Annotated in this window: 10 protein-coding genes; all 10 read right to left on the bottom strand. The window is 37.8% G+C overall.

Annotated elements, in window-relative coordinates:
• Positions 1-8 precede the first annotated feature (8 nt).
• The 10 genes from ACQV1I_RS15825 to ACQV1I_RS15870 all read right to left on the bottom strand — a co-directional run bounded on the left by ACQV1I_RS15825 (position 9) and on the right by ACQV1I_RS15870 (position 12,069).
• A complete protein-coding gene (locus tag ACQV1I_RS15825) occupies positions 9-1,235 on the bottom strand; it encodes an ACP S-malonyltransferase (RefSeq protein ID WP_116334110.1) in 1,227 nt (408 codons plus the stop codon).
• Positions 1,236-1,288: 53 nt separating this feature from the next.
• Positions 1,289-1,543, bottom strand: coding sequence for a phosphopantetheine-binding protein (locus ACQV1I_RS15830; RefSeq protein WP_018670472.1), 255 nt, complete (start codon positions 1,541-1,543; stop codon positions 1,289-1,291).
• 92 nt (positions 1,544-1,635) lie between these two features.
• A complete protein-coding gene (locus ACQV1I_RS15835; RefSeq protein ID WP_116334111.1) occupies positions 1,636-2,784 on the bottom strand; it encodes an acyl-CoA dehydrogenase family protein in 1,149 nt (382 codons plus the stop codon).
• A 28-nt stretch (positions 2,785-2,812) separates the two neighbouring features.
• Entirely contained in the window at positions 2,813-3,859 is a 1,047-nt protein-coding gene (locus ACQV1I_RS15840; RefSeq protein ID WP_116334112.1) for an HAD-IIIC family phosphatase, read from the bottom strand.
• 852 nt (positions 3,860-4,711) lie between these two features.
• A complete protein-coding gene (locus tag ACQV1I_RS15845) occupies positions 4,712-5,869 on the bottom strand; it encodes a flagellin (protein WP_116334113.1) in 1,158 nt (385 codons plus the stop codon).
• 341 nt (positions 5,870-6,210) lie between these two features.
• Complete coding sequence (locus ACQV1I_RS15850) at positions 6,211-7,368, bottom strand: flagellin (protein ID WP_116334115.1); 1,158 nt, start codon at positions 7,366-7,368, stop codon at positions 6,211-6,213.
• 617 nt (positions 7,369-7,985) lie between these two features.
• Positions 7,986-9,122, bottom strand: coding sequence for a flagellin (locus ACQV1I_RS15855; RefSeq protein ID WP_116334116.1), 1,137 nt, complete (start codon positions 9,120-9,122; stop codon positions 7,986-7,988).
• A gap of 931 nt (positions 9,123-10,053) precedes the next feature.
• Positions 10,054-10,695, bottom strand: coding sequence for a hypothetical protein (locus ACQV1I_RS15860; RefSeq protein WP_116334117.1), 642 nt, complete (start codon positions 10,693-10,695; stop codon positions 10,054-10,056).
• Between the two features lie 475 nt (positions 10,696-11,170).
• Complete coding sequence (locus ACQV1I_RS15865; RefSeq protein WP_018670465.1) at positions 11,171-11,371, bottom strand: hypothetical protein; 201 nt, start codon at positions 11,369-11,371, stop codon at positions 11,171-11,173.
• A gap of 65 nt (positions 11,372-11,436) precedes the next feature.
• Positions 11,437-12,069 carry a hypothetical protein gene (locus ACQV1I_RS15870; protein WP_116334118.1) on the bottom strand — a complete coding sequence of 211 codons (633 nt, stop codon included), beginning with the start codon at positions 12,067-12,069 and terminating at the stop codon, positions 11,437-11,439.
• Positions 12,070-12,279: the final 210 nt, after the last annotated feature.

Consider the following 12,279-nt stretch of genomic DNA (forward strand, 5'->3'; position numbering starts at 1 on the left):
ATCATCCGTTAGCTCGAAAATCTTTTATGACCCAGTACTTTTTTTATTTGATCGGCATGTTTCCTCTCAGGCAGGTTCTTTGCTACTAGAGCACTTTGAAGCATATGAATTGCGGCTAACGCATGCTCTTTTTGCGCCAGTGTCTTTGTTTCCACCAACTGTTCGTACATGTTTTGTACCTGTTCAAACGTTTGCACAACTGATTCTTCATATCCATTATTGTGCTTGTTATAATTTTTCGTACTTACTACTGTTGCTAAGCACTTGGCAATAAGAGGCATATACTCTTCTTCCGTGAAGAAGAAGGAGTTCTTTATTGCTTGTAAATCTTCTGCTTTGTCAAATGAATATACGGGACATTCCTTGGTGTTGTTCTCCAGCAAATACTTCAGCACTGTTTTTGGCCCAAGCTCGATTGCCATGTCGGTTCCTCGTGATAGGCCATAGTATAGTGATTCTTGCCAACGAATGGGGGAAACCAGTTGTAAGGATAAGTTTTCGATAATACTTGCGTGATCTGTAAATGGATGTGCGGAGTAATTAGATAGGACGGGATATTGCGGCTGCTGGTAGTTATACTTGATCAAAATTTCTTTGAACTTGTTTGCAGCTTCAATCATCAGTGGACTATGAAATGGGCCTGACATTTTTATTGGAATGGCAATTCCACCGGCTTCGACAACCTTCTCTCCTACTTTACGAATCGCGGTGTTTGTGCCTGAAATAGAAGTTTTTAGAGGTGTGTCGTAAGCGGAGACATATACTTCATCCCCTGTTTGTGAAACTTCCACACAAATTTGCTCAACGGTTCGTGAATCAATGTTCGTTACCCAAGCCATTGTACCTGAGATTCCATTGGCTACGTCACTAACCACATCACCACGTTCCTGTACCATTTGTAGAGCATCCTTAAACTCAATGGCACCTGCACAAACAAGCGCCGAATACTCCCCAAGGCTATATCCCATCGAAAAAGCCGGTAAAAGACCGATTTCTTCCATAAAAACTCGATACGTCGTCACCCCCACACATACAAGAGCTAGCTGTGAATTTTGTAATTTTTGCAGCTCATCCCTGTAGTCAGGAGAAAAACATAGCTTAGCTAGATCCATTTTTACAGCGTCACTCGCTTCTTCAAAGGCAAGCTTCGCCACCGAAAAGTTGTCATAAAGTGTTTTGCCCATTCCAAAATAATGGGAGCCCACTCCTGGAAACATAAAGATTATGTTCGACATATTTTTTCTCCCTTATCAGTTGGTGTTTTAGCATGAATCATTGGAAGGCACCCCTACACTTTTGTTTCTACTTTTTTCTCAATTAATCGTACGATATTGCTTACAGAGCTAAAATTGATGAGATCAAGTTCATCATTGTCTATGGTGATGACGAATTCCTCCTCAACGAATGTCAGCATCTTCATGGCAAATAGCGAGTTGACAAAGCCAAGCTCAAAAATATTATCTTCATCACTAAATTCAACATGATCATCAAAAATTACGAGGTTACTTTCTATAAAGTGGCGTACTTTATCCCGTGTCGTCATCACGCATCCCTCAATTCTGTATCGTTATTATTTTCAAAATAAAAATGGTGATATCTATTCCTGCTTCCCCATCTAAATAAACAAGACAAGGGTTATCGTTTTTCATAATTTTTACTGATCGAATGTTGGGCAATCATGAGCTGCATAACCTGTGATGTACCTTCAATAATTTCCAGAAGCTTGGCTTCGCGGAAGTAGCGCTCTACAGGATATTGGTTGGAAAAACCGTTTCCACCATGAGCTTGCACCGCATCCATAGTTACCTCCATTACCATCTTAGAAGAAAAATATTTCGCCATGGCAGTTTCCATAATCGAATCAGGATCTTTGTTCAATCGCATTTTTCCGGCATGAAGACATAAGGCACGAGCTGCATGAATTTTTGTGGTCGCATCCGCAATCATCCCCTGCATGAGGTCAAACTCACACAGCTTTTTCCCAAATTGTGTTCTCCTACGGGAATAGAAGATCATTGCTTCCAGTGAGGCTTGGGCAATTGCGACACCTCCCCAAGCGATAGTATAGCGTCCGTGATCTAATCCATATGAGGCGATGTAGCTAAAACCTCCACCAAGAGGTCCAAGTACATTTTCTGCTGGAACGACAACATCTCTAAACTCAACTTCAGCGATATGCGACGCCTTACTTGCCAGTAATCCGGTCATGCGAGTTGATTGTATCCCTTCCGATTCACGCTCTACCAAAAAAGCAGTGACTTGACCTTCCTCTTCATGTGACGCGAAGACGAGAAATAAATCTGCAATATCGGCGAAGGAAATCCATTTTTTTATCCCTGTAATAATGTACTGATTCCCCTCTTTTCGATAGCATGTCTCTACACTTCTAGCATCTGTCCCAACATTCGGCTCACTGAGTGCAAACGCAGCAATCTTTTTACCTTTTGTCATCAACGGGAGCCATTTTTCTTTTTGCTCTTTCGTCCCCCATCGTACAATCGTTTCTCCGACAAGTGAGTTATGCACCGTGATCAATTCTCGGACGGAATTGCATGATTTTCCTATTTGCTCTATAAACAATCCAAATTGCACTGGATCAAGCCCCAACCCTCCGTACTCTTTAGGAATACTGGCAGTGAGATATCCTTTCTCCCCCATTTTCTTAATCAGCCCAGAAGGTAGCTCTTCGTTTAACTCAAATTCTTTCGCGTATGGACGAATCTCTTCTTCAGCAAATTTCTCTACTTCAACGAAAATATCAGCTTGTTGCGCACTTATATTCATACCGTCTATCTCCTCTTCATCCGTTTTATTATCTCTTTTCAATAGCATGATTTACTTTTACAAAGATATAAGGCGGAAACGGCTGAATCATAGACAAATCATTTTGAAATACAACATGCCCATTATCACCAGATGAAATTTCTTTGAAGTTGGCGAAGCGATAAGTCGCATACATCATCCGGTTTCGGTCTGTCTTTCGGAAGTCAGCAAGTAAAAATTTCCCTTCCTCTTTGGCCTCTTGCATAATATAGCTAAGCAGAACTGTACCAACGCCTCTAGACATCACCCGGCAGGACATTAAAAGCAGCTTGACATGCCATGCTTCCTCGGTTATTTCTACTAGTGCTAGTCCAATTTTGCCATATGATCCATATTTATCAGTAAGCTCACATACTAACAATTTATACTTATCGTTCGTACGAAAAGCGTTCAATTCATCATAATCATAGGTAACCCCTGTTGAGTTCAGCTGATTGGTACGAACCGTTAGTTCCTCAGCACGTTTTAAATCCTCTTCTTGTGCCTCTGAGATGATAAACTTCATTTCAAGAGATGCAAGAAAAGATTCCTGAGGGCCAACAAAGGCTTGTTCTTCCTGGTTACGCTTGATATCTTCCAGGTACATATGTCGACGTCTTTTCGAATCCTCAGTGATAAACTTTGGGTTGAGACGAGGATGATCTAATAAGTTCGTATATTCAGTCTCACTCATGCAAGTAACCTCTGGATGAACGCTGCTTACTTCGTCACGCTCAAACGGTTGATCGTCAATAAATAACATGGTATCCATGCCAATGTTTATATCTTTCTGGATACTAGAGATATTGGCTGATTTGGCATTCCAATTGATCTGAGGATAGAGGAAATATTCAGCAATGCCAAACTCCTTTAGCTTTTCGTATGCTAATTCAAAATGATTCTTACTTGCAATCGAATGAAGGATCCCACGTGAATCCAATTCTTTCATAATTTCCACAATCCCGGGACGAAGCTGAACATCGGGAGATTCTAATAAAATCCCCTCCCAAATCGTATTGTCCAAGTCCCAAATCACGCACTTGATTTCTTTCTCCATGATTTTCCCTCTTTTCGTATCCGATATCATCAATCAGAACCTAGTTGAGAATAGATAGGACTATTGGAATCAATCTTAGGGTGAAGCATATCTTCTGTCCCAGCCAACATAATGGACCACACACTATCACCCACACTCGCTTGGGTTACAGGAAGTTCTCTTTTAATCTGAAATAGCTACCATAAAAAGTAAGATATTTTTAAATAATAATGAAACAACATCAAATTTACTAATAATTCCATCGCTTTTCGTAAACTTAATCCAAATAGATACTACAATCTAAAAATATTGGATAATATTTCACTGTATTCCAAATATATCAAAAAAGTTAAAATTATACTATATCAAGAAAGTCTCATTTTAGAAAAAATTTCCTTTTTCCTTACATTAGCAGTAGTTCTTTACTACTTATTCTCTTGCCATCTATTAAATTTGAAGCTTGCAAAAAGATTGCAATTTCACCAGATTATAAAAGAGCGATATGGAAGTAATTCTCACCAATCGCTCTTTATAATAAATGACTAACTTATATTACATGTTGTTACAATTTTACCTTCTTTGCTTAATGGATAATTGAACTCGGAGATGATACTGCAAATGCTGGTACAGCAGAGGGTAAAACTGCTACTGCACGATACGAAGGAATCTTTTTTTCAACTTATAGTCCTTGACATATTGTATTTCCGAGGTAACCATATATTACTTTGATTTACATAAAATTACAATTAAAATTTTAAGTAATTATGTGTACTATAAACAAGCTCCACATATTACACTCCCCTCCATATTGATATAAAAAAGAAAAGACCTAACTGAGTAGCTAGGTCTTTTCTATACATTATCTTCGCTAAATTAACGAAGTAATTGAAGTACACCTTGAGGTTGTTGGTTAGCTTGTGCAAGCATTGCTTGTGCAGCTTGAGACAAGATGTTGTTTTTCGTGAAGTCCATCATTTCTTTCGCCATATCAACGTCACGGATACGAGATTCAGCAGCTGTCAAGTTCTCAGCAGTTGCTCCCAAGTTGTTGATTGTGTGCTCAAGACGGTTTTGGTTTGCACCTAGTTTAGAGCGCTCTTCGGATACTTTGTTAAGAGCGTTGTTGATTGTTGTGATTGCTTTGTCTGCTGCTTTTTGAGTAGAGATGTTAACACCTTTTGTGTCATCTTTGTCTGTAGCGGCAGCGATAGTTGTACTACTAGCAGCAGTAAGTACGTCTGCAGCATTCGCAGGGTCAACAGAAGCTTCGATACCAATCTTCTTAAGAGCATCTACTACTTCTTGTTTTGTACCAGTGACAGCACCAGCTGCGGCTCCAGTCCCTTTCTCTTGTTTCAATGTTACAATGATATTTCCATCTTTATCAATTTTTGCTGTTGTTTCATTTACCTTAGCACCATTTACATTTGTACTTACTTTCAAATCTACTTTAAAGCTATCTGCAGTAGTGTTTCCAACTTGAATATCTGTTGCAACAGCTGTTTCTTTCGATTGATAGCCATTTACACCAAGCTCTGTGTTGCTCATGTTGTTGATGCTTAATTTAATGTTTTGTCCTTGGTTAGCACCGATATGGAATGTTTTGTCTTCGAAAGATCCATCCAATACTTTTTGGTTGTTGAACTCTGTGTCTGTAGAAATACGTTTGATTTCTTTGGACAATTCATCAACCTCTGCTTGAAGCTTTTGACGGTCTACGCCTTCGTTTGTGTCAGAAGATGCTTGAACTGCTAGTTCGCGCATACGTTGTAGGATGCTGTGTGTTTCAGTCAAGGCACCCTCTGCTGTTTGGATCAAGGAAATACCATCTTGCGCATTTTTAGAAGCCATTTCTAGACCGCGGATTTGGCCACGCATTTTTTCAGAGATTGCTAGACCTGCTGCGTCATCACCTGCACGGTTGATGCGAAGACCAGAGGACAATTTCTCTAGGTTTTTACCAGATGCGCCTGTGTTTACACCTAGTTGGCGGTGTGTGTTTAGTGCTGATACGTTGTGATTGATTCTCATGATTTGTTACCTCCATGTTTTTTACTTCTTGAACCATCCATTTGTTCAAGATGATTTTGTGTTGTTCATTTTAAATAAAGTTGCTTTATTCAAAATGACAACTGATACAGTCACCTCTATACGCAAGTAGTAGCTCTACTCTTAGCACCTATTGTTGAAGAAAATTTGACTTAGGTAACTCTTACTTATATCGGATTTGCTTTATAAAACTTTACAGGATAAAAAATATTTTTTTATTCAAACTCTTTGTACGATTGATTGTAGATTACAGAGCAGTCCTTTTACAAAAGAAAAGACCTAACTGATTCGTTAGGTCTTTTCTTATCATTATCATCGTTAGATTAACGAAGTAATTGAAGTACGCCTTGAGGCTGTTGGTTAGCTTGTGCAAGCATGGCTTGAGCAGCTTGAGTAAGAATGTTATTTTTTGTGAAGTCCATCATTTCTTTCGCCATATCAACGTCGCGGATACGGGATTCTGCAGCTGTCAAGTTCTCAGCAGTTGCTCCCAAGTTATTGATAGTGTGCTCTAGACGGTTTTGGTTTGCACCTAGTTTAGAGCGCTCTTCGGATACTTTGTTAAGAGCGTTATTGATAGTTGTGATTGCTTTGTCTGCTGCTTTTTGAGTGGAGATGTTAACACCTTTAGTGTCATCTTTGTCTGTAGCTGCAGCGATAGTTGTACTACTACCAGCAGTAAGTTTATCTGCTGCTTTCCCGCCGTCAACAGAAGCTTCGATACCAATTTTCTTAAGGGCATCTACTACATCTTGCTTAGTAGCAGTAACTGCCCCTGCTGTTGTACCATCACCTTGTTTTTGAGCCAATGTTACAACAATATTACCATCTTTATCAATTTTTGCTGTTGTTTCTGTTACTAAAGGACCGTTTTTATCTGCACTTACTTTCAAATCTACTTTAAAGCTATCTTCAGAAGTGTTTCCAACTTGAATATCTGTTGCAACAGCTGTTTCTTTCGATTGAAAGCCTGTTACACCAAGCTCTGAGTTGCTCATGTTGTTAATGCTCAATTTGATGCTTTGTCCTTGGTTAGCACCGATATGGAATGTTTTATCTTCGAAAGAACCATCCAATACTTTTTGGTTGTTGAACTCTGTGTCTGTAGAAATACGATTGATTTCTTTGGACAATTCATCAACCTCTGCTTGAAGCTTTTGACGGTCAACGCCTTCGTTTGTGTCAGAAGATGCTTGAACTGCTAGTTCACGCATACGTTGTAGAATGCTGTGTGTTTCAGTCAATGCACCCTCAGCTGTTTGGATCAAGGAAATACCATCTTGTGCATTTTTAGAAGCCATTTCTAGACCGCGGATTTGACCACGCATTTTTTCAGAGATCGCTAGACCTGCTGCGTCATCACCTGCACGGTTGATGCGAAGACCAGAAGACAATTTCTCCAGGTTTTTACCAGATGCACCTGTGTTTACACCTAGTTGACGGTGTGTGTTCAATGCTGATACGTTGTGATTGATTCTCATGTTTCCTTACCTCCGTGTTTGTAATTCTTGAACCATCCATTTGTTCAAGATTATTGTTGTGTTGCATCATTTTGAATCAAGTTGTTTCAAAATGGCAACTTCTTCAGCCACCCCAAATGTTGCTAGCAGTAGCGCTACCTTAGCATCCATGATATAGAAAATATCCATGATTCAGGTGACTATTATTAATATCGGATACATCGTATAAAACTTTAGGGTTATAATAATATTTTTTTATTCAAACTTTTTGTATAGTTGATTGTAAACTTTGATTTAGTTAGAAAATGAATGTAGGACCTATTACAAATCCGCAAAGGTTATTCTGTGACTGAAAAATCTTGTGCCGGTTACAAGTTTGTAACATAAAGAACAGTTACAAAAATGTATAACTACAAGTATTTCATTACTCAGCATTCAAAGAGTATTTGGGTAATGATTTAAATTTCCCAGATAAAAAGACTCTGTGTTACTAAGTTCGTATTACCCGCAATTCGAAAGTAAATACCTTGCTCGTAAAATAATACCTTACACTTTACTGGTTTAAATTTACCAATTTTTACAAAAAGAAAAGACCTAACGGATTAGCTAGGTCTTTTCCATAAATGATCATCGCTACATTAACGAAGTAATTGAAGTACACCTTGAGGTTGTTGATTAGCTTGTGCAAGCATGGCTTGAGCTGCTTGAGTCAAGATGTTGTTTTTCGTGAAGTCCATCATTTCTTTCGCCATATCAACGTCGCGGATACGGGATTCTGCTGCTGTCAAGTTCTCAGCAGTTGCTCCCAGGTTGTTGATGGTGTGCTCTAGACGGTTTTGGTTTGCACCTAGTTTAGAGCGCTCTTCGGATACTTTGCTAAGAGCGTTGTTGATGGTTGTGATCGCTTTGTCTGCTGCTTTTTGAGTGGAGATGTTAACACCTCTTGTGTCATCAACGTCTGTAGCAGCAGCTTTGGCAATAGTTGTTTCTGCTAATTTAGCTGCAGCATCACTTCCCTTTTTACCAGTGGCAAGTTTCGATTCAACACCTACTCCTTTTAAAGCTCCTAAAACGTCATCAAGTTTTGCTGTTGTATCTGTACCATTAGTAGATGCTAATGTTACAGTCACTTTTCCAGTCTTGGAATCTACCGCAGCGGATGTACTGGAGCCTTTTGCTCCAATTACAAATTCAACTTTGAAATCATCGTCGCCACTTCTGTTAGTAAACGTGATATCACCCGCAGTTGTTTCTTTAGCCAAACCGTTTACACCAAGCTTCTCATTGCTCATATCATTAATGCTTAATTTAATATTTTGTCCTTGGTTAGAACCGATATGGAACGTTTTGTTATCGAAAGAACCATCCAATACTTTTTGGTTGTTGAACTCTGTGTCTGTAGAAATACGTTTAATTTCTTTAGACAATTCATCAACCTCTGCTTGAAGCTTTTGACGGTCAACTCCTTCGTTTGTGTCAGAAGATGCTTGAACAGCTAGTTCCCGCATACGTTGTAGGATGCTGTGGGTTTCAGTCAAAGCACCCTCTGCTGTTTGGATCAAGGAGATACCATCTTGAGCATTCTTTGAAGCCATTTCTAGACCGCGGATTTGTCCACGCATTTTTTCAGAGATTGCTAGACCAGCTGCGTCATCACCTGCACGGTTGATGCGAAGACCAGAAGACAATTTCTCCAAGTTTTTACCAGATGCGCCAGTGTTTACACCTAGTTGACGGTGTGTGTTTAGTGCTGATACGTTGTGATTGATTCTCATGATTCCTTACCTCCGTGTTTTTTACTTCTTGAACCATCCATTTGCTCAAGATATGTAGTGTTTCATGATTCTGAAATAGGATCGTTTCAAGATTGCCAGTCAACCAAACTTTGGACAGTAGAACCCTATCTGAGCATCATTTGCTCAAAAAATATCCATGATTTAGGTGACTATTATTAATATCGGTTATATCACAAAAAACTTTATGGTTTATTGCAATATTTTTTTGTTCTCTAAATATTAGACTGACTCAGCTTACGTTAAATATATTGAAAGACACGTGTAGAAAGAGAAGAGGTTGAATTTATTTTTTGAATCTGTTAAACAGCAATGTTGATAATTCATCAATAAGAAAAAGGACCCGTTTTTGGGTCCTTCTTTTGGTTTCTTATTTAACTAAGATTCCCGTTACTTCAATAACGAAATTACCATTTTGTTTATTCAATATCCTTAAGAACTTCGGTGTGTATCAACCTATGTTAAATTGACCGTTTTTGGCGATATTGTCTGTTTCACCACTGTCAAATCATCCATTTTGGGTATATTGGGACCATCTTTGATCTTCTTTCGTTATTATTATAACCTTACTTTTAGCGTTTCGCTTATATCTTGGATAAGAAACAACCGAAGCCCAAATCAATAAGGTTGTCTCTCAACGATAAAAAACACAGCCTCTTGAATGAATTTTTGCACATTAATTGCCGGTTGTTCAGAAAATTAAAACGGGAGTTGGCATTCTCTTTATGTTTATAGGTGCTTTCACTCAGTTTTTCTAAGGTTTTGTTGGTTGAGCGGAAAGACCAATAATATCTCTGGAACCAAATAATAGCAATGCAATTAAAATAATTATTAATATTAATTCCGAGAAACCCTCTCCATCAAAAATACACATTATGAATTCACCCTTTTCCTTTCTAAAAAAACTCATCAATTATCCATTTTCTTTTTTAAGTGTCTGAATAATCTCATCTACGGTCATATTTCCATTATCGTTAAGAACTTTCAGCATGTTATCTACATTTTTATTATTCAAATCGCCTAATGTAATGTACTTTCCCGTTAAACTGACAATCATCGTAGCTTGTCTAAACAATTGAACAGCATCTACTCTTAACTTACCAGTTAAAAGAAGAATAGCCACAATGAGTTCTAAATTATTATTATGGCAGTGTGATTTTGATGAATTATCGGTTGACTGTTTCTTATTTGCATCATTTGATGAATTACCGGTTGACTGTTTCTTTTTTGCATCACTTGATGAATTACCGGTTGACTGTTTCTTTTTTGCATCACTTGATGAATTATCGGTTGACTGTTTCTTTTTTGCGTCACTTGATGAATTACCGGTTGACGGTTTCTTTTTTGCATTACTTGATGAATTACCGGTTGACGGTTTCTTTTTTGCATCACTTGATGAATTACCGGTTGACTGTTTCTTTTTTGCATTACTTGATGAATTGCCGGTTGACTGTTTCTTTTCTGTATTACTTAATGAATTACCGGTTGACTGTTTCTTTTTTGCATCACTTGATGAATTTTGTGATAACATATTATTTTTTTGAAAGGAATCCATTTATTCTTCCTCCCACCAAACATAGTAACTGCTCATACATATCGGTGTGAGGTGAGACTGTAAACTACAATTCCGCAAGTTTCACCCTTTAGTACAAAACAAATCCAGTGTACACACTGACTTTTTCATATAACAATCATATTCAAAGAACTGATTTATTGTGCTAGGTAAAAATTTTTATTGCGTTAAACTGTTTTCTGTATGGGGTTTAGACAGCCTACTATTCCTGGCTCTATAAGCTAATATCCAGTTTAGCTTTGGGCAAACCACAACGAGAAAGTAATCAACTTAGTGGCTCAATTGTTATTCCACCAAGGAAGTTTTTCTCAAGCCAAATGGTTGTTCGACATGTTAGAGATTTTCCTTGTAGTATTCAAGTTCATTCAGGATTTTTAAATGCAGAAATTAAGGTTAGAGGATATCGTGATGTAAAATTTCCAGCTAGTATTACAGTAAGGGTAAGAAGATGCGAGGATTACAGTGAGGAATCTACAATATGATGTAGATACTGGCTATGTATTACAGGAAATATCGTACCCATTTCCAAATATTTTGTCCAGTCAGGGTGAAAACTGCCAATCATTTTGTCAACATACATAGTTAACTTTGCCATCTCTAGTACTAGTGAGAGTCCAATAAGCCCTAAAGAAGTAATAATTAATCCTGTTATTTTCATATGTACCTCCAATTGGCTGTTGTTAGACACTAAAAATGGCTTGTGGTACTAGTCATGGTTGAAACTTAATCTAGGTCAATCATATCGTCAATGAGATAATGATCCTTATTTTTGACAAGATTGAATTGTACCTTTATTGCACTTTTTTGTATCTCTTTAAAGTTAAAGGAGTCATATCCAAAACCTGTGAACAAAACACTTGTATTTGTTTCATTCTTCTTTTGGATATTTACTTTTAGACCTTCCAGAATACCTTGCAGACTTGATGAAAAACCTTCTGTCTCAATGCATTCATAAGTACCATCGTCCCTCTTTTTAAAGTAAAAGGCAAAGATTTCTTCTGCTTTAGAGGAGGTATAGTATTTTTTTAATGTTGAAATGATAACTTCTTTCGAGTTGCCATCAATAAACTGTTTTGAGCTTGTAAGTGATACAAATTCTCCTGTCCATGATTGCAATTTATCAAACCAAATTAATTTAGGTATGTCTCCTTTGCTGGTTAGGACTTCATCATTCAACACAACAGGAGCAGACTTTTCTAATAGAGAAGCTATGAAAGTTATGTTCTCTTTTGTTAGTAAATCATTTCTTTTGGCAAGTACACTGCTACTTGTTGCTTCAGCTTTGATTGGAGAACAAGCTGAAAATGAAGTGATAGCTAGAATGGAAATCAATAAGGAAAGGGAAACTTTTTTCATCACCAAACTCTCCATTCTGAATTCATTTTTTGAAATAAGAACCAATTTCTTATAAAGGATTAGAAATTTCGTTACTTACAATAAGATAATCGCTTGAGATCATTGGATTTAGAATTAAGAGGGTATCGTGATAATACAATTCGGGATGGGATAAATACGAGAAGAACAATCAGTAAGGTTTATGGAAGGGGAGCTTTTCACTTTTGGTAC

Origin of the sequence: Brevibacillus sp. JB24b (genome assembly GCF_051713385.1) — a bacterium.
Lineage (GTDB): Bacteria > Bacillota > Bacilli > Brevibacillales > Brevibacillaceae > Brevibacillus_B > Brevibacillus_B laterosporus.

Bases quoted from the DNA above. Each gene is read 5' to 3' on its own strand.
- ACQV1I_RS15840 (WP_116334112.1), bottom strand. From the start codon at position 3,859: ATGGAGAAAGAAATCAAGTGCGTGATTTGGGACTTGGACAATACGATT.
- ACQV1I_RS15835 (WP_116334111.1), bottom strand. From the start codon at position 2,784: ATGAATATAAGTGCGCAACAAGCTGATATTTTCGTTGAAGTAGAGAAA.
- ACQV1I_RS15860 (WP_116334117.1), bottom strand. From the start codon at position 10,695: ATGGATTCCTTTCAAAAAAATAATATGTTATCACAAAATTCATCAAGT.
- ACQV1I_RS15870 (WP_116334118.1), bottom strand. From the start codon at position 12,069: ATGAAAAAAGTTTCCCTTTCCTTATTGATTTCCATTCTAGCTATCACT.
- ACQV1I_RS15825 (WP_116334110.1), bottom strand. From the start codon at position 1,235: ATGTCGAACATAATCTTTATGTTTCCAGGAGTGGGCTCCCATTATTTT.
- ACQV1I_RS15845 (WP_116334113.1), bottom strand. From the start codon at position 5,869: ATGAGAATCAATCACAACGTATCAGCACTAAACACACACCGCCAACTA.
- ACQV1I_RS15850 (WP_116334115.1), bottom strand. From the start codon at position 7,368: ATGAGAATCAATCACAACGTATCAGCATTGAACACACACCGTCAACTA.
- ACQV1I_RS15855 (WP_116334116.1), bottom strand. From the start codon at position 9,122: ATGAGAATCAATCACAACGTATCAGCACTAAACACACACCGTCAACTA.
- ACQV1I_RS15830 (WP_018670472.1), bottom strand. From the start codon at position 1,543: ATGACGACACGGGATAAAGTACGCCACTTTATAGAAAGTAACCTCGTA.
- ACQV1I_RS15865 (WP_018670465.1), bottom strand. From the start codon at position 11,371: ATGAAAATAACAGGATTAATTATTACTTCTTTAGGGCTTATTGGACTC.